Source organism: Variovorax sp. GW821-FHT09B05 (assembly GCF_059418265.1).
This window is the reverse complement of record NZ_JBWKPN010000025.1, coordinates 1-18,262: the sequence shown is the minus strand read 5'-3', so window position 1 is coordinate 18,262 and position 18,262 is coordinate 1. Positions and strand designations below refer to the sequence as shown.

Sequence of the window (18,262 nt, the reverse complement as noted above, 5' to 3'; positions counted from 1 at the left end):
CGCGGATGCCGCTCAGAACGGCATCTGCGCCGAGAAGGCCACGCTGCGCGGCGTCCCCACGTAGTAGCTGTTGAGCCAGTAGCTCTTGTTGGCGACGTTGTTCACGTTCAGCCGCAGGATCAGCGGCCGGCCAGAGAGCTTCATGGCGTAGCGCAGGCCGAGGTCGGCGGTGGTCACGGCGGGCAGGCGGTCGGTGTTGTCGGCATTGGCCCATTGGCGGCCCGTGTAGTAGAGGCCGCCGGTCAGCACCAGGCCGGGCACCGGCAACTCGTACTCGGCATAGACCTTGGCCACCACCTTGGCCACGTTCATCGGGGACTTGCCGTCGAAGTCGGAGCCCTTCACCTTGGCGTCGAGCGCGGTGATGCCGCCCACCACCGTCCATCTGTCGGCTGGCTTGCCCGAGACGTTGAACTCGAGGCCCGTGTGCTTCTGGCGGCCGTTCTGCGTGTAGGTGTTGGTTGCGTCGGTGTATTCGTAGGCCTTCTCGATGTCGAACAGCGCGGTGGTCAGCAGCAGCTCGCCGACCGTCGCCTTCAGGCCGATCTCCTTCTGGCGGCTGACCATCGGCGCCAGCACGGTGCCGAAGTTGGCGGCGGTGTCGGGCGCGGTGCCGCCCGGCTCCAGGCCCTCGATGTAGCTCACGTAGGTGGTCAGCCAGGGCACGGGCTTGTACATCAGCGAGACCGATGGCGAGTTGCGGCTCTTGTCGTAGTCGGGCTGCGGCTTGGCGCCCTCGCCGTCGAGCGTCACGGTGCGGATGTTGCTGCGCGTGATGCCCAGCAGCATCGACCACTGCTCGCCGAACTGGATGTGGTCGCCGATCACGTGGTTGCGGTTCATCACCCGGCCCGCGTAGTAGGGCATGTAGGCCACCCGGGGAAAGTACGGCTCCGGCACGTAGGTCGGCTGCGAGAGCGGATACGGGCCCTGCCAGCCGGTGTTGGGGTTGTTGTCCGTGGTCCACGACTTGTCGGAGTACATGTAGTGGCCCAGCGTCAGCTTGTGCGAGAGCACGCCGGTGTCGAAGCGGATGTCGGCCAGCACCGAGCCGGCTTCGAAGGTGTCCTCGGTGCGTCCCGAGCGCAGGCGGATCTGCGTGAACTCGCCGGGCGTGCTCACGCTGTTCATCGAATGGTCCTGCACGCGGCGATCGATGCCGTCGCGCATGTAGGCGCCGCGCAGCGTGATGTTGTCGTTGAGCCGGTAGGTGGCCTTGGTCATCAGCTTGGTGTTGACGAACTCGTCGCGCACCCAGGGCTGGCTCCAGTTGCGGCGCGCATCCGGCGCCCGGCCGTGCGGCACGTCGTAGAACCAGTAGGCGGAGGTCCCGGCGGTGCGGTACTTGTTGTAGACCGCGTTGAATTCGAGCAGCAGGCGGTCGGTGGCCTGCCAGTCGAAGGCCGCGCTGACGAGCGTCCGGTCGATCTTCTGGTCGTCGATCGCGGTGTTGCCGTTCTGCCGGACCACGTTCAGCCGATAGCCGGCGCGGCCGGCTTCGTCGAAGCGGCCACCGAAGTCGCCGTGCACGTAGGCCTGGCTGCCGCCGTAGTTGCCGACCGTGAGGCTGTTGAGCCGCTCGAGCGTCGGGCGCTTGTAGACGTAGTTGATCATCCCGCCCGGCGAGGCCGCGCCGTAGAGGAAGCCCGAGAGGCCGCCGAGGATCTCGACGCGCTCCTTGTCCTCGACCACCGCGGCATGGTTGTAGGCGCGGCGCAGGCCGTCCTCGGCCGTGTCCGAGCTGTTGAAGCCGCGGATGCTGACCACCGGCGTCCAGCTCGTGATCTGTGGCGTGGCGGTGCGCGTGGAGGGGTTGAGCTTGTAGATGTCGTCGGGCGACTGGCCCTGGATGTTCTGTATCAGCTCGCGCGGCACCACGCTGATCGAGAACGGCGTGTCCTGCAGCGCCATGCTGCCGAGCGCGCCGACCGACGAGACGGTCTTCGCGCGGTAGCCGTCGGCGGCGCTGCCGTCCTGCTGCAGCTCCGTTGTCGCGTCGATGGCCGAAGCGTTCACCACCACCGGCGGCAGCGTCGCGCCACCCGCCGCCGCGGGCAGTGCGCGGACCACCGCCGCGTTGCCGTCGAGGCTCGCGCCCAGGCCGCTGCCCGCGAGCAGCCGCTCCAGGGCCTGGCCGGCCGTGAGGCTGCCCGACACCGCCGGCGCCTGCTTGCCGGCGACCAGGTCGGGATGAACCATCAGCTGCAGCCGGGCCTGGCGCGCGAGTTCGTTGAGCGCCGAGCCCAGCGGCTGGGCGGGCAGGGCGATCGGGTAGACCGCTGCCGCCTGCACGGCGGGCGCGGGCTGGGCGTGCGCGGGCGAGGTGCCCCAGGTGGCGAGGGCAAGGGCCGCCGCGAAGGCGGTGGCGGCGGGACGGAAGCGCGGGTGCGGCATGAAGGCGGACTCCGGAAGATCGATGGGTAGATGGAAAGAACTACCCATGCAGACGCATCAGTTCCGGCGCAGTGGAGGTCCGTCGCGAATTTTTTTGAAGAAATTTCGGCGCGGGCCTGGCGGGGCGTCAGCGCGGTGCGATCTCGGTCGTGCCGTCGCGCGGCTGCAGCCGTACCGGCAGCACCTGCGGCAGCGCCTTGGCGAAGGCGCCGAACTGCCGCAGGTCGAAGCTGCCGTTGATCCGCATCGCGGCCACCGCGGGGTCGCGCACGGTGAGGCCGGTCGGGCCGTAGCGCTCGAACTCGGCCAGCGCCTGCGCGAGCGGCGTGTTCTCGAAGTTGGCGCGGCCTTCGCGCCAGAGCAGCGCGTCCGCGGCTGGGGCGGGCGCGGCGGGCGCGCTGCGCAGGCGGCCGCCCGCGTCGGCGGCGACGGCTTCGCCCGGGCCCAGCAGCCGCGACTCGGCGCCGGCCGCGGGGTCGGCCGAGGCCACGCGCACGCGGCCTTCCTCCACCGTCACGCGCACGCCGCCGGCGTCGAGCCCGGTCTGCGTGTGGCGCACCGCGAAACGCGTGCCGACCACCGTGATGCGCAGCGGGCCGGCCAGCACGTCGAAGGGACGGTCGGCATCGGCCTGCACGCTGAAATGGGCCTGGCCTTCGGGCAGCCGCACCTCGCGCCGCTGGCGGTAGAGCGTCACCTCGGCGCGCGTGGCGGTGTCGAGCCTGAGCACGCTGCCGTCGGGCAGCTGTACGTCGAGTTGCTGGCCGCGCGCGGTGGCGAAGCTGTTGGCATAAACCGGCTGCTGCTGCCACAGCACCCAGCCGCCCGCCACCACGAACAGCGCGCAGGCCGCCGCGGCCAGCGGCATCCAGCGGCGCGTGCCCTGCCAGCCGCGGCGCGGTTGCGTGGCGGCCTGCGTGCGTGCGCGCAGCGCGGCCAGCTCGGCGGCGGGCAGCGTGTCGAGCCGCCGCCAGGTGCCTTCGAGCCGCTCGAGCGCGGCGCGGTGCGCGGGCGCGGCCGCGAGCCAGGCCTCGAATTCGGTCGCCTCGTCCGGCGCCAGCCCGTCCTGCCGGCGCACCAGCCAGCGCGCGGCCGCCTGATCGGCATCCGGCGCGGGATCGGTGGTCGGGGTGGCTGTCATGCGGGGAATTTCTCTGTTCTGGATGTAGACGCGCGGGCCGCCTCGAAGTGGAGGTCGGCACGACGCCGCGCTATCGATTGTGGTCGCTGGTCCCCGTGCCGAAGGCGTCCTCGCAGGCCTTGCAGGCCAGCACGCCGCGGATCACGTGCTGCGCCACCATGTTCTTCGAGATGCCCATGCGCTCGGCCACTTCCTGGTGCGACAGGCCCTCGAAGCGGTTCAGCACGAAGGCCTCGCGGCAGCGCGGCGGCAGGGCCTCGATCGCCGCCAGGATGGCCTGGGCATGCTGGGCCGACGCATAGGCCTCCTCGGGCTGTGCATGCCGGGGCGCGATCGCGTGGTCGGCATCGGCCAGCGCGTCGATGTCCTCGTGGTCGCGCAGCACGGCGCGGCGGTGCCGGTCGATCACCAGGTTGCGCGCCGTGCGGTAGAGCAGCGCGCGCACGTTGGAGATCGCCTCGCCCGACTGCCGCAGCGCGAGCACGCGCGCATAGCTCTCCTGCGCCAGGTCGGCCGCGGCATCGCGGTCGTTCACCGAGCGGGAAAGGAAGTTCAGCAGTTCGCGGTAGTAGCGCTCGAGCACGATCGACCCATGCCATGGAAGGAAGCGTTCCGTCGACAGGCTGGCTTGGGATGTGGCGGCGGCTGACCTTGCGCGCATCGTGGATGGGAACTCTTCTCATTATCGGCGAAGCCCCGCGCGGCGGGCCTTGGGCGCCGGTTGTCATCGGCGGGTTGCTTTTCGTTGATAACCTTTTCCGGCTCAAGGTCTTTGCCGGCCAAAAATCGAAAGCCCCTGCAAAATAGAACGACCGTTCGTTTTTGTCTGGAACCCCACGATGTCCGTCAATGCCGTTTCCGCCAAGCCGGCCCGCGCCGCCCAGAAGGGCCAGCAGACCAAGGCCGTGATCGTCGACGCCGCATTGGCGCTCGCCGCGCAGATCGGGCTCGAGGGCCTGTCGATCGGCGCCGTGGCCGAAATCACCAAGATGAGCAAATCGGGCGTGTTCGCCCACTTCGGCTCGCGCGAGGAACTTCAGATCTCGGTGGTGCGCGAGTACCACGTACGCTTCGAGCAGGAAGTGTTCTTCCCCGCGATCGAGGCCGGCCGCGGCATGCCGCGGCTGCGCGCGATGTTCGCCAACTGGATGAAGCGCACCTCGACCGAGATCGACTCGGGCTGTATCTACATCAGCGGCGCCTCCGAATTCGACGACCGTCCGGGGCCGGTGCGCGACGCGCTGGTGGAGTCGGTCTCGATCTGGCAGGCCGCCGTGCTGCGCGCGATCGTGCAGTCGAAGGAGGAGGGCCACCTCGACGCCGACGCCGACGAACGCCAGGTCGCGTTCGAGATCCACGGCCTGATCCTCGCGCTGCACTACGAGGCCCGCTTCCTGCGCGTGCCCGGCTCCATCGGCCGCGCCAACACCGGCTTCGACAACATCCTCGGCCGCTATGCGGCGGCCGGGACGCCCGCACCGACCACGACCGCCGCCGCGCCCTCGCGCGTGCGCCGCCTCAAGACCGTGCGCTGAGCGCGCGGCACCGTTTTCCCTTTTTCTTTTCCCTTTCATCTTTCAGTTCGACCAGGAGAGTTCCGGATGCCCAGCTACAACCCACCCGTGCGCGACATGCAGTTCGTGCTGCACGAAGTGCTCAACGTCGCCGAGGAACTCAAGGCACTGCCCGCGCATGCCGAGACCGACGCCGACACCATCAACGCGGTGATCGAGGAGGCCGGCAAGTTCGCGGCCGAAGTCACCTTCCCGCTCAACATCAGCGGCGACGAGGAAGGCTGCGTGCTCGACAAGGCCACGCACGAAGTGAAGACGCCCAAGGGCTTCAAGGAGGCCTATGCCAAGTACGTCGAGGGCGGCTGGCCCGCGCTGTCGTGCGACCCGGCCTTCGGCGGCCAGGGCCTGCCCTTCGTGGTCAACCAGTGCCTGTTCGAGATGCTCAACAGCGCGAACCAGGCCTGGACCATGTACCCGGGCCTCTCGCACGGCGCCTACGAGGCGCTGGTGGCGCACGGCACGGACGAGCAGAAGAAGACCTACCTGCCCAAGCTGGTGAGCGGCGAATGGACCGGCACCATGTGCCTGACCGAACCCCATTGCGGCACCGACCTCGGCCTGCTGCGCACCAAGGCCGAACCGCAGCCCGACGGCAGCTACCGCATCACCGGCAACAAGATCTTCATCTCGGCCGGCGAGCACGACATGGCCGGCAACATCATCCACCTGGTGCTGGCCCGCCTGCCCGACGCGCCCAAGGGCAGCAAGGGCATCAGCCTGTTCGTGGTGCCGAAGTTCAAGGTCAAGGCCGACGGTTCGCTCGGCGAGCGCAACCCGATCTTCTGCTCCGGCCTCGAGCACAAGATGGGCATCCATGGCAACGCCACCGCGCAGATCGTGATCGAGGGCGCCACCGGTTCGCTGGTGGGCGAGCCCAACAAGGGCCTGGCCGCGATGTTCGTGATGATGAACGCCGCGCGCCTGGGCGTGGGCAACCAGTCGCTGGGCCTGACCGAGGTGGCGTTCCAGAACGCGCTGGTCTACGCCAAGGACCGCCTGCAGATGCGCTCGCTGTCGGGCGTGAAGGCCAAGGACAAGGAAGCCGACCCGATCATCGTGCACCCCGACGTGCGCAAGATGCTGCTGACCGCCAAGGCCTATGCCGAGGGCGGCCGCGCGCTGCAGGTGTTCTGCACCCTGCTGCTCGACAAGGAGCACCACCATCCCGACGAGAAGGTGCGCAAGGACAGCGGCGAACTCGTCGCGCTGCTCACGCCGATCGTGAAGGCCTTCATCACCGACAACGGCCACATCGCGACCAACGCCTGCATGCAGGTCTTTGGCGGCCATGGCTTCATCAAGGAATGGGGCATGGAGCAGTACGTGCGCGACAACCGCATCAACATGATCTACGAAGGCACGAACACCGTGCAGTCGCTCGACCTGCTGGGCCGCAAGGTGCTGGGCAACAACGGCGCCTCGCTGAAGAAGTTCGGCAAGCTGGTCGCGAAGCTGGTGGAAGAAGAGGGCGTGAACGAGAAGATGGCCGAGTTCATCAACCCGATCGCGGGCCTGGGCGACCAGCTCACCAAGTTCACGACCGAGATCGGCTTCAAGGGCTTCCAGAACCCCGACGAAGTCGGCGCCGCCGCGGTGGACTACCTGCGCGTGGCCGGCCACTTCGTGTTCGGCTACCTGTTCGCCCGCATGGCGCAGGTCGCGCTGCGCGAGATCGCGGCCGGCAACACCGACCCGTTCTACGTCGCCAAGCTGCAGACCGCGCGCTTCTACTTCGCCAAGCTGTTCCCCGAGACCGCGACGCTGATGCGCACGGCCCGTGCCGGCAGCAAGGTGCTGATGGACACCGACGCCGCGCTGGTCTGAGTCCGCGCTTCCCCTCTTCGACCACTTCCCGGAGCCGACCATGAAAGCAACGCTTGCAGCCCTCGTCCTCGTCGCGACCTCGGTCACGGCCCTGGCCCAGACCACCCCGGTGGGCCTGTGGCGCAACGTCGACGACAAGACCGGCGAGGCCAAGGCCGAGATCCGCATCGGCGAGGCCGGCGGCGCGCTGCTGGGCCGCATCGAGAAGTCGTTGAAGAAGGACGGCAAGCCCGATGCGGTCTGCGACGAATGCTCGGACGACCGCAAGGGCCAGCCGATCGCGGGCCTGGAGATCATCCGCGGCGGCAAGAAGGCTGACGGCAAGGACGTCTGGGAGGGCGGGAAGATCCTCGACCCCGAGAACGGCAAGGAATACCGCGCGAGCTTCACGCCGATCGACGGCGGCAAGAAGCTGGAAGTGCGCGGCTATCTGGGCCCCTTCTGGCGCACCCAAACCTGGAACCGTGTGCAGTAAGCCTGCGCGCAACCTATCCAAGAAATACCAAACATGTCCCGATTTCAAGTGAAGAAGGTCGCCGTGCTCGGCGCCGGCGTGATGGGCGCGCAGATCGCGGCCCACCTCGTCAATGTGCGCGTGCCGGTGGTGCTGTTCGACCTGGCGGCCAAGGAAGGCCCGAAGAACGGCATCGTCACGCGCGCCATCGACAACCTCAAGAAGCTCAAGCCCGCGCCGCTGGGCGACGTGGCCGATGCGGGCCTGATCCAACAGGCCAACTACGACGACAACCTCGACCTGCTCGGCGAGTGCGACCTGGTGATCGAGGCGATCGCCGAGCGCATGGACTGGAAGCTCGACCTCTACAAGAAGATCGCGCCGCACGTGGCCAAGCACGCGATCCTGGCCTCGAACACCTCGGGCCTGTCGATCACCAAGCTCAGCGAGGCATTGCCCGAAGCACTGAAGCCGCGCTTCTGCGGCATCCACTTCTTCAATCCGCCGCGCTACATGTTCCTGGTGGAGCTGATCAACACGCCCACCACGCAGCCGCAGGTGCTCGACGACCTCGAGGCCTTCGTCACCAGCACGCTCGGCAAGGGCGTGGTGCGCGCGCACGACACGCCCAACTTCATCGCCAACCGCGTCGGCATCGCCGGCATGCTGGCCACGCTGAAGGAAGTCGAGAAGTTCGGCCTCACGCCCGACGTGGTGGACGACCTCACGGGCAAGAAGCTGGGCCGCGCGAGCTCGGGCACCTTCCGCACCGCCGACGTGGTGGGCCTGGACACCATGGCCCACGTGGTGAAGACGCTGCAGGACAACCTCAACGCCGAGACCGATCCCTTCTACGCCAACTTCGTGACGCCGCCGGTGCTCGCCAAGCTGCTGGAACTGAAGAACCTGGGCCAGAAGACCAAGGCCGGCTTCTTCAAGAAGGTGGGCCGCGACATCCTGCGCTTCGACCTCCAGAGCGGCGACTACGTGCCCGCCGGCGCCAAGGCCGACGAGGTCTACGGCCGCATGCTCAAGAAGCCCGCGGGCGAACGCCTGAAGCTGCTGCGCGAGAGCGAAGGGCCGCAGGGCCAGTTCCTCTGGGCGATCCTGCGCGACGGCTTCCACTACGCCGCCGTGCACCTGGGCGACATCGCCGAGAGCGCGCGCGACATCGACTTCGCGATGCGCTGGGGCTTCGGCATGAAGCAGGGCCCGTTCGAGCTCTGGCAGGAAGCCGGCTGGGCGCAGGTCGCGAAGTGGGTGCAGGAAGACATCGACGCCGGCAAGGCGCTGAGCAGCGCGCCGCTGCCGAAGTGGGTGTTCGAAGGCCCGGTGGCCGAGGCCGGCGGCGTGCACACGCCCGAAGGCTCGTGGAGCGCCTCGCAGAACAAGTTCGTGCCGCAGCGCAAGCTGCCGGTGCACGACCGCCAGCTGTTCCCCGAGAGTGTGCTCGGCGCGAACGCGGCCGATGCCAACAAGGCCGGCACCACGATCAGCGACGAAGGCGACGTGCGCGTGTGGACGCTCGACGGCGAGGTGCTGATCGCGAGCATCCACTCGAAGATGCACGCCATCAGCCCCGACGTGGCCGAGGCGCTCGGCGCCGCGGTCGACCTGGCCGAGGCCGAATACAAGGGCCTGGTGATCTGGTCGCCCGACGAGATGTTCTCGGTCGGCGCCGACCTGCAGGCGATGCTGCCGGCCTTCGTGGTCGCGGGCATCGGCGCGGTCGAGGGCGCGGAGGAAGAGCTGCAGAACGTGATGCTCAAGATCCGCTATGCCAACGTGCCGGTGGTCTCGGCCGTGCGCGGCCTGGCGCTGGGCGGCGGCTGCGAACTGGCCGTGTACTCGTCGAAGCGCGTGGCGGCGATGGAAAGCTACATCGGCCTGGTCGAGGTCGGCGTGGGCCTGATCCCCGGCGCCGGCGGTCTGACCTACATCGCGCGCCGCGCGGCCGAGAACGCCTCGGCCTCGACCGGCACCGACCTGCTGCCCTTCCTCACCGAAGGCTTCACGGCCGCGGCAATGGCGAAGGTGGGCACGGGTGCGCTCGATTCGAGGAAGCTCGGCTACCTGCTCGACAGCGACGTGATCGTGCCGAACAAGGACGAGCTGCTCTACGTGGCGCTGCAGCAGGCCAAGGCCATGGCCGACGCCGGCTACCGCCCGCCGCTGCGCCGCAGCTTCCGCGTGGCGGGCCGCAGCGGCGCCGCGACGATCAAGGGCCAGCTCGTGAACATGCGCGACGGCGGCTTCATCAGCGCGCACGACTTCCACATCGCGAGCCTGATCGCGAACGTGGTCACCGGCGGCGACGTGGACGCGGGCTCGCTCGTGACCGAGGAATACCTGATGGCGCTGGAACGCAAGGCGTTCTGCTCGCTCATCGTGCACCCCAAGACGCAGGAGCGGATCATGGGGATGCTCAGCACCGGCAAGCCGGTGCGCAACTGAGGACGGATTTCATGAGCAAGCAAGTACAAGACGCCTACATCGTCGCGGCCACCCGCACCCCCATCGGCAAGTCGCACCGCGGCTACTTCCGCAACCACCGTCCCGACGACCTGCTCGCGACCACGCTGAAGGCCGCGCTGGCGGCGGTGCCCGGTCTCGATCCGAAGGCCATCGAGGACATCATCTGCGGCTGCGCGATCCCCGAGGCGCAGCAGGGCCTGAACGTCGCGCGCATCGGCGCGGTGCTCGCGGGCCTGCCGACCAGCGTCGGCGGCATCACGGTCAACCGCTTCTGCGCCTCGGGCCTGTCGGCGGTGCAGATGGCGGCCGACCGCATCCGCGTCGGCGAGGCCGACGTGATGATCGCGGCCGGTGTCGAGAGCATGAGCATGGTGCCGATGATGGGCAACTCGCCTTCGCTGTCGCCCTCCATCTTCGAGCGCGACGGCGACGTGGGCATCGCCTACGGCATGGGCCTGACGGCCGAGAAGGTCGCGCAGCAGTGGAAGGTGAGCCGCCAGGCCCAGGACGAGTTCGCGCTGGCCTCGCACCAGAAGGCGCTGGCCGCTCAGAAGGCCGGCAAGTTCGCGGACGAGATCACGCCGATCGAGGTGACCGACCGCGCGCCCGATCTCGAGAGCGGCGAAGCGATCGCGACCACGCGCACCGTGAACCTCGACGAAGGCGCGCGCCCCGACACCTCGATCGAAGGCCTCGCCAAGCTGCGCACCGTGTTCGCCGCGCGCGGCACGGTCACGGCCGGCAACAGCTCGCAGACCTCCGACGGCGCGGGCGCGCTGATCCTGGCGAGCGAGAAGGCGGTCAAGCAGTTCGGCCTGACGCCGCTGGCGCGCTTCGTGAGCTTCGCGAGCAAGGGCGTGCCGCCGCACATCATGGGCATCGGCCCGATCGAGGCGATTCCCGCGGCGCTGCGCTATGCAGGCCTGAGCCAGCAGGACATCGACTGGATCGAGCTCAACGAAGCCTTCGCGGCCCAGTCGCTCGCGGTCATCAACACCCTGGGGCTCGACCCGTCGAAGGTCAACCCGATGGGCGGCGCGATCGCGCTGGGCCATCCGCTGGGCGCGACCGGCGCGATCCGCTCGGCCACGGTGGTGCACGCGCTGCGGCGCGAGAAGCTCAAGTACGGCATGGTCACGATGTGCGTGGGCATGGGGCAGGGCGCCGCCGGCATCTTCGAGCGCGTCTGATCGATCACGCACCAGGCAACGCGACGAGTGCCGGTGCAACCAGGAGACAGGACAGTGATGGAACAGACGCAGCAGCAGCTTCCGGTCGACGGTGGCGCGCAGCAACTGGCGGTGCGCCGCTACGAACCCGCGGGCGCGCCGCGCGCCAGCATCGTGATCGGTGGCGCCATGGGCGTGCGCCAGTCCTTCTACGAAGCCTTCGCACGCTGGCTCGCGGGCCAGGGGCTGCGCGTCTGGACCTTCGACTACCGCGGCTCGGGCGACTCGCGTGGCGCCGCCTCGCTGCGCGGCTTCGAGGCCGACCTGTTCGACTGGGCGCGCGACTACGAGGCGGTCATCGACGCCGCCAAGGCCGCGCTGCCCGCGCAGCCGCTCTACCTGCTGGGCCACAGCCTCGGCGCCCAGCTGCCGGGTTTCCTGCAGCGCCCCGAGCAGGTCGACGGCCTGGTGAGCATCGCGGCCGGCAGCGGCTATTGGCGCGAGAACGCGCCGCGGCTCAAGCGCAGCATCCTCTACTTCTGGTTCGTGCTGGTGCCGCTGGTCACGCGGCTGTGCGGCTACTTCCCGGGCCGCAAGCTCAGGAAGGTGGGCGACCTGCCGCGCGGCGTGATCCTGCAATGGCGGCGCTGGTGCCTGAACCCGCGCTACAGCGTGGGCGCCGAGGGCGAGCTGGCGCAGAAGAGCTACAGCCGCGTGCGCTTCCCGGTGCTCGCGCTGTCGATGACCGACGACGAGCTGATGACGCTGGCCGGCACGCACAGCCTGGTGAGCTTCTACGACCAGGCGCCGCGCGCCATCGAGCGCATCGCGCCGGCCGACGTGCAGGCGCGGCGCATCGGTCACTTCGGCTTCTTCCGCGAGCAGTTCAGCCAGAGCCTGTGGCCCGCCACGGTCGACAAGCTGCATCGACTGGGCGCGCTGACAGCATCGGGCACGGCGCCCGGCGTCCCGCACACGACTGCCTGAGGCCGCGCGCCGGAGCACACTGCGGCCATGAGCACGAGCACCTCCCACCCCTTCGACAAGGCCATCGCGCTGCAGCACAGCGACCTGCGTGCGGGCCATTTCACGGGCACCACCAGCCCCGACTACTGGAACATGGTCGGTCCCTTCGGCGGCACCACCGCGGCGGTCGCGCTGCAGTCGGTGCTGCAGCATCCGGACCTGCTGGGCACGCCGATCGCGCTGACCGTGAACTACGCGGCCGCGCTCGAGGCCGGTGCCTTCGACGTGCAGGCGACCGCGGTGCGCACCAACCGCTCGACCCAGCACTGGACCGTGCAGATCACGCAGCCCGGCGCGGGCGGCGCGCCGAACATGACGACCACCGCCACCGTGGTGACGGCCGCGCGGCGCGAGACCTGGAGCCGGAGCGACCTCGCCATGCCCGAGGTGCCGAAGCCCGAGGCGGTCGAGCCGATCCGCATCGGCCCGGCCGGCGTGGCCTGGGTGCAGCAGTACGAGATGCGCCCGTTCAGCGGCGGCATTCCCGCGCAGTGGGACGGCAGCCTGCAGCACAGCGAGACCCGCATCTGGGTGCGCGACGCGCAGGCGCGGCCGCTCGACCTGCCCTCGCTCGCGGCGATGAGCGACGTGTTCTATCCGCGCATCTGGCTGCGCCGCGCCAAGCACGTGCCGGCCGGCACGGTGTCGATCACCACCTACTTCCACGCCGACGTGGCGCAACTGGCCGAGGTCGGCACCGGCTTCCTGCTCGGGCAGGCGACGGGGCAGCAGTTCTTCAACGGTTTCTTCGACCAGACCGCGCAGCTGTGGAGCGAGGCCGGCGTGCTGCTCGCGACCTCGAACCAGATCGTCTACTACAAGGAATAGCCTCCGGTTTCGCAAGGCCCGCGGCCGCCCGGAGAGAATCCAGCCCACCCAGGAGACAACGCCGCATGACGAAGACCGTCGAGTTCTATTTCGATTTCGGCAGCCCCGCCGCCTACCTCGCCGCGACCCAGCTGCCCCACGTGTGCGCCGACACCGGCGCCGAGCTGGTCTGGAAGCCGATGCTGCTGGGCGGCGTGTTCCAGGCCACGGGCAACCACTCGCCGGCCGAGATCGCGCCCAAGGGTTCGTACATGACGACCGACCTGCAGCGCTTCGCCAAGCGCTACGGCGTGCCCTTCGTGCACAACCCGCATTTCCCGATCAACACGCTGCTGCTGATGCGCGGTGCCACCGCGATCCAGCTGCAGCAGCCGGCGCGCTTCGATGCCTACGTCGACGCGATCTACCACGCGATGTGGGTCGAGCCGCGCAACCTCAACGATCCGGCTGAGGTGGGCGCGGTGCTGCAGGCGGCGGGCTTCGATCCCGCGGCGCTGCTCGCGGCCGCGGGCCAGCAGGAGGTCAAGGACCGCCTGAAGGCCGTCACGCAGGAGGCCGTGGCGCGCGGCGTGTTCGGCGCGCCCACCATGTTCGTGGGCGACGACATGTTCTGGGGCCAGGACCGGCTCGACTTCGTGCGCGAGGCGCTGGCCGCCTGATCCCTTCCCTCTTTCTTCTTTCCACAGGACACAAGCCATGAGCGACATCCTCGTCCACGCCGAAGCCGGCGTGATGACCATCACCTTCAACCGCGTCGACAAGAAGAACTCGATCACCAGCGCGATGTACGCCGAGCTGGCCGATGCGCTGGCCAGGGCCGAGGGCGACGCGGCCGTGCGCTGCGTGCTGATCCAGGGCGACCCGACCATCTTCAGCGCCGGCAACGACATCGGCGACTTCCTCAACGCGCCGCCCGCGGGCAAGGACTCGCCGGTGTTCCGCTTCCTGCGCGGCATCGCGACCTTCCCGAAGCCGATCGTCGCGGCGGTCTGCGGCCCGGCCGTGGGCATCGGCACCACGATGCTGTTCCATTGCGACCTGGTCTACGCGGGCGACAACGCGGCCTTCTCGATGCCCTTCGTCAACCTCGGCCTGTGCCCCGAGGCGGCCTCCAGCCTGCTGGTGCCGCAGATGCTCGGCTACCACCGTGCGGCCGAGGCGCTGCTGCTGGGCGAACCCTTCATGGCCGAGGCCGCGCTCGAGGTCGGCCTGGTCAACCGCGTGGTGCCGCCGACCGAGGCCAACGCCATCGCCCAGACCCAGGCGCGCAAGCTCGCGGCCAAGCCGCTGAGCGCGCTGGTCGAGACCAAGCGGCTGCTCAAGAAGGCGCAACTGCCCGCGGTCATCGAGCGCATGGACGAGGAGGGCGCGAGCTTCGGCCGCATGCTGCGCGAGCCCGCGGCGCGCGAGGCCTTCGGCGCCTTCATGGAGAAGCGCAAGCCGGATTTCTCCAAGCTCTGAGCACGGCGCGGGTCCGTACCTACAACCTGCGTTCTACGGGCTTTCCACAAGCCGCCGAGGCCCCTTCGGCGGGGTCGCACGCGTACACTGGTCCGCGTGCCAGTCCTCCAGTTACACACGCCAGCAGCCCGCACCCAGCGGTCGTTCGATGCTACTAAAAAGGTAGCAATTCGGCCGACGCGCAGGCAGGCGCTGGGCCTGCTCGGCGCCACCCTGGCGGCACCGTCGCTGGTGCTCGCGCGCGTGCGGCCGCTGCGCATCGGCGTGCTCGGTCCCTGGTCGGGTGCCTACGTGGGCGGCGGGCGGCAGTTCGATGCCGGCATGGCGGTCTGGCTGGCCGCGCACAACCAGCAGATCGCGGGCCGCCCGGTCGAGCTGCTGCGGCGCGACGTGCCCGTGAGCGCGCCCGACATGGCGCGCCGGCTCGCGCTCGACCTGGTGGAGAACGAGCGTGTCGACCTGCTGACCGGCCTGCACTTCAGCTCCAACGCCTACGCGGTGGCGGCCGTCGCCACGCAGGCCAAGGTGCCCACGGTGATCATGAACGCGGCCTCCTCGGGCATCACCGCGCGCTCGCCCTACACGGTGCGCGTGTCCTTCACCATCGCACAGGTCACGCTGCCGCTGGCGCGCTGGGCGCTCAAGGAGGGGCTGCGCGAGGTCTGCACCGTGACGGCCGACTACGCCTCGGGCGTCGATGCCGAGACCGCCTTCGTCTCGGGCATCACGGCCGGCGGCGGCAATGTCGGCGCGATGCTGCGCGTGCCGCTGGCCACGCAGGACTACACGGCCTACATGCTGCGGCTGCGCGAGCTCAAGCCGCAGGCGGTGTTCTTCTTCCTGCCCTCGGGCCAGATGCCGGCCGGCTTCCTGCGCGCCTGGCGCGACCGCGGCATGGCCGACACCGGCATCCGGCTGCTGTCGACCGGCGAGGCCACCGACGACCACTACCTGCAGAACATCGGCGAGCTGGCCGAGGGGCTGGTCACCAGCCACCACTACTCGTACGCGCACGAGTCGCCCGAGAACCGCCGCTTCGCCGCGGCCTTCGAGACCGAGTACGGCTCGCACCTGCGGCCCGGCTATTTCGCGGTGGCCGCGCACGATGCCTTCGCGGCGCTCGACCTCGCGATGGCCTCGCCGCTGATGCGCGGCGGCGGCAGCCCCGAGAAGCTGATCGACGCCTTCCGCGGCCTCAAGCTCGAGAGCCCGCGCGGCCCGATCGAGATCGACGCCTACACGCGCGACATCGTGCAGACGGTCTACATCCGCCGCACCGAGCGCCGCGACGGGCGCTGGATCAACAGGGAGTTCGAGCGCTTCGAGAAGGTGCGCGATCCGGCGCTGTGAGGCTGCCCGGGCCGATCAGGCCGCCGGCTGCTCGATCGCCCGCGGCCGCCCGCTGTCGTCGATCGCCACGTAGGTGAAGGTGGCCTGGGTCACCTTGATGTACTCGCCCTGGGCCCGGAAGCGCTCGGCGAAGACCTCCACGGTCACGGTGATCGAGGTGCGGCCGATGCGCACCAGCTTCGAATAGAAGGACAGGATGTCGCCGATGCGCACCGGCTGCTTGAAGATGAATTCGTTGACCGCCACCGTGGCCTGGCGCCCCTTGGCGTAGCGCGCCGGGATCACCGAGCCGGCCAGGTCGCACTGCGCCATGACCCAGCCGCCGAAGATGTCGCCGTTGGCATTGCAGTCCGCCGGCATCGGGATCACCTTGAGCACCAGCTCCATGTCGGTGGGCAGGCTCTTCAGGGTGGCGGCGGCGTCGGCACTGGGGGAATCGGACATGGGCAACAATCAGGGCAGAAAAACGACCACGATTGTCCCTCATGCGCCGCGCCGGCGAAGCTGTTTCCACCCCCACCTCCTCCCCACCGCATGCCGGCGGCCACGCACCCGCGCGCGCCGACCGCTCCGACTGGGCCACGCTGCGGCGCCTCTTTCCCTACCTCTGGGACTACAAATGGCGCGTGCTGTTCGCGCTGGGCTTCATGGTGGCGGCCAAGGTGGCCAACGTCGGCGTGCCGCTGCTGCTGAAGAACCTGGTCGACACCATGACGCCCAAGCCCGACATGGCGCAGGCGCTGCTGGTGGTGCCGATCGCGCTGCTGGTGGCCTACGGGCTGCTGCGCTTCAGCACGTCGCTGTTCAACGAGCTGCGCGAGCTGATCTTCGCCAAGGCCACCGAGGGCGCCGCGCGCCGCATCGCGCTCGAGGTGTTCGGCCACCTGCATTCGCTGAGCCTGCGCTTCCACCTCGAGCGCCAGACCGGCGGCATGACGCGCGACATCGAGCGCGGCACGCGCGGCGTGCATTCGCTGATCTCGATGTCGCTCTACAGCATCGTGCCGACCATCATCGAGCTGGTGCTGGTGCTCGCCATCCTGGGCGTGAAGTTCGATGCGCTGTTCGTCTGGATCACGCTGGCGGCACTGGTGCTCTACATCGGCTTCACGGTCACCGTGACCGAGTGGCGCACCCAGTTCCGCAAGACCATGAACGAGCTCGACTCGCTGGCGCAGAGCCGCGCGGTCGATTCGCTGTTGAACTACGAGACCGTCAAGTACTTCAACAACGAGGCCTTCGAGGCGAAGCGCTACGACGCCAGCCTCGACCGCTACCGCAAGGCCGCGATCACCAGCCAGCGCACGCTGAGCATGCTCAACGCGGGCCAGCAGGCGCTGATCGCGGTCAGCCTGGTGCTGATGCTGTGGCGCGCCACCTCGGGCGTGGTCGAGGGCCGCATGACCCTGGGCGACCTGGTGATGGTCAACGCCTTCATGATCCAGCTCTACATCCCGCTCAACTTCCTGGGCGTGATCTACCGCGAGATCAAGCAGAGCCTGACCGACCTCGACAAGATGTTCGTGCTGATGGAGAAGGAGCGCGAGGTGCGCGACGCGCCCGACGCGAAGCCGCTGGCCGGTGCCGACGCCACGGTGCGCTTCGAGGACGTGAGCTTCGCCTACGAGGCCGCGCGGCCGATCCTCAAGCACGTGAGCTTCGAGATCCCCGCGGGCAAGACGGTGGCCGTGGTCGGTCCTTCGGGCTCGGGCAAGTCCACGCTGGCGCGGCTGCTCTACCGCTTCTACGACGTGCAGCAGGGCCGCATCACCATCGGCGGCGAGGACATCCGCACAGTGCAGCAGGCCAGCGTGCGCCGCGCGATCGGCATCGTGCCGCAGGACACGGTGCTGTTCAACGACACGGTCGAATACAACATCGCCTACGGCCGCCCGGGCGCCACGCGCGAGGAGGTCGAGGAAGCGGCCCGCGCGGCGCGCATCCACGACTTCATCGCCGCCACGCCCCAGGGCTACGCGACCACGGTGGGCGAGCGCGGCCTGAAGCTGTCGGGTGGCGAGAAGCAGCGCGTGGCGATCGCGCGCACGCTGCTGAAGAACCCGCCGATCGTTATCTTCGACGAGGCCACCTCGGCGCTCGACTCGGCCAACGAGCGCGCGATCCAGGCCGAGCTCAAGAGCGCGGCGCAGGACAAGACCACGCTGGTGATCGCGCACCGCCTCTCGACGGTGGTCGACGCGCACGAGATCCTGGTGCTCGAGGCCGGCGTGATCGTCGAGCGCGGCACCCATGGCGAGCTGCTCGCGAAGCAGGGCCGCTATGCGCAGATGTGGGCTTTGCAGAAGAGCGAGGCGGCGCCGCTGCTCTAGGGCCTGTTAACACTATGCAAGGGGTCGCGAAGCTCGCCAAAGCCCGCCCATCAAGGCGCGTGACGACGCGTGTGCGTCCGCACACGCTAGGAGCGCAACGCCGAGGGGCGGGCTTTGGCGAGCTTCCCTCCGGGTTGCCCCGCAAAGGGGCCGTCTGCAGCGTTGCCCGCGCTTGCAAGGCGGACGCCTTGCTGCGCGCGGGCGCCTTGCATCCAGCCCCTTGGCGAAGCAGCGCG

15 protein-coding genes are annotated in these 18,262 nt (G+C 69.2%); 11 read left to right on the top strand and 4 right to left on the bottom strand.

The annotated features are described in order from the left end of the window. Positions 1–12: 12 nt before the first annotated feature. From AC07RM_RS38340 to AC07RM_RS38330, 3 genes are all read right to left on the bottom strand, one after another. Positions 13–2,394 carry a TonB-dependent siderophore receptor gene (locus tag AC07RM_RS38340; RefSeq protein WP_495337804.1) on the bottom strand — a complete coding sequence of 794 codons (2,382 nt, stop codon included), beginning with the start codon at positions 2,392–2,394 and terminating at the stop codon, positions 13–15. Positions 2,395–2,521: 127 nt separating this feature from the next. After that, positions 2,522–3,535: a FecR family protein gene (locus AC07RM_RS38335; RefSeq protein WP_495337802.1), complete on the bottom strand. Its 1,014-nt coding sequence runs from the start codon at positions 3,533–3,535 to the stop codon at positions 2,522–2,524. A gap of 70 nt (positions 3,536–3,605) precedes the next feature. Beyond that, positions 3,606–4,118 (bottom strand): sigma-70 family RNA polymerase sigma factor, encoded by a 513-nt coding sequence (locus AC07RM_RS38330; protein WP_431512860.1) that lies wholly within the window; start codon positions 4,116–4,118, stop codon positions 3,606–3,608. 256 nt (positions 4,119–4,374) lie between these two features. On the opposite strand from AC07RM_RS38330, the gene AC07RM_RS38325 reads away from it, so the two are divergent. From AC07RM_RS38325 to AC07RM_RS38280, 10 genes are all read left to right on the top strand, one after another. Further along, positions 4,375–5,070, top strand: a complete 696-nt coding sequence (locus AC07RM_RS38325; protein WP_495337800.1) for a TetR/AcrR family transcriptional regulator — start codon at positions 4,375–4,377, stop codon at positions 5,068–5,070. Between the two features lie 66 nt (positions 5,071–5,136). Continuing rightward, positions 5,137–6,933: an acyl-CoA dehydrogenase C-terminal domain-containing protein gene (locus AC07RM_RS38320; RefSeq protein ID WP_495337798.1), complete on the top strand. Its 1,797-nt coding sequence runs from the start codon at positions 5,137–5,139 to the stop codon at positions 6,931–6,933. 40 nt (positions 6,934–6,973) lie between these two features. After that, the gene (locus AC07RM_RS38315) at positions 6,974–7,408 is read left to right on the top strand and encodes a DUF2147 domain-containing protein (RefSeq protein ID WP_093354021.1); all 435 of its coding nucleotides are present in this window, start codon (positions 6,974–6,976) and stop codon (positions 7,406–7,408) included. A 33-nt stretch (positions 7,409–7,441) separates the two neighbouring features. Next, a complete protein-coding gene (locus AC07RM_RS38310) occupies positions 7,442–9,841 on the top strand; it encodes a 3-hydroxyacyl-CoA dehydrogenase/enoyl-CoA hydratase family protein (protein ID WP_495337796.1) in 2,400 nt (799 codons plus the stop codon). An 11-nt stretch (positions 9,842–9,852) separates the two neighbouring features. Then, entirely contained in the window at positions 9,853–11,052 is a 1,200-nt protein-coding gene (locus AC07RM_RS38305; protein ID WP_495337794.1) for an acetyl-CoA C-acyltransferase, read from the top strand. Between the two features lie 57 nt (positions 11,053–11,109). After that, on the top strand, positions 11,110–12,018 hold the full coding sequence (locus AC07RM_RS38300) for an alpha/beta hydrolase family protein (RefSeq protein WP_398497107.1): 909 nt from the start codon (positions 11,110–11,112) through the stop codon (positions 12,016–12,018). A gap of 27 nt (positions 12,019–12,045) precedes the next feature. Then, positions 12,046–12,885 carry an acyl-CoA thioesterase gene (locus AC07RM_RS38295; protein ID WP_495337793.1) on the top strand — a complete coding sequence of 280 codons (840 nt, stop codon included), beginning with the start codon at positions 12,046–12,048 and terminating at the stop codon, positions 12,883–12,885. 65 nt (positions 12,886–12,950) lie between these two features. Further along, positions 12,951–13,544, top strand: coding sequence for a 2-hydroxychromene-2-carboxylate isomerase (locus AC07RM_RS38290; RefSeq protein ID WP_296794364.1), 594 nt, complete (start codon positions 12,951–12,953; stop codon positions 13,542–13,544). A 37-nt stretch (positions 13,545–13,581) separates the two neighbouring features. Beyond that, positions 13,582–14,346 (top strand): enoyl-CoA hydratase, encoded by a 765-nt coding sequence (locus tag AC07RM_RS38285; protein ID WP_203204294.1) that lies wholly within the window; start codon positions 13,582–13,584, stop codon positions 14,344–14,346. A gap of 243 nt (positions 14,347–14,589) precedes the next feature. Next, on the top strand, positions 14,590–15,696 hold the full coding sequence (locus AC07RM_RS38280) for an ABC transporter substrate-binding protein (RefSeq protein ID WP_398497115.1): 1,107 nt from the start codon (positions 14,590–14,592) through the stop codon (positions 15,694–15,696). A 15-nt stretch (positions 15,697–15,711) separates the two neighbouring features. On the opposite strand, the gene AC07RM_RS38275 is transcribed toward AC07RM_RS38280, so the two are convergent. Beyond that, a complete protein-coding gene (locus AC07RM_RS38275; protein WP_057590974.1) occupies positions 15,712–16,140 on the bottom strand; it encodes an acyl-CoA thioesterase in 429 nt (142 codons plus the stop codon). A 41-nt stretch (positions 16,141–16,181) separates the two neighbouring features. Between AC07RM_RS38275 and AC07RM_RS38270 the strand changes: the two genes are divergently transcribed. After that, a complete protein-coding gene (locus AC07RM_RS38270) occupies positions 16,182–18,026 on the top strand; it encodes an ABCB family ABC transporter ATP-binding protein/permease (protein ID WP_495337792.1) in 1,845 nt (614 codons plus the stop codon). The last annotated feature ends 236 nt before the right edge of the window (positions 18,027–18,262 follow it).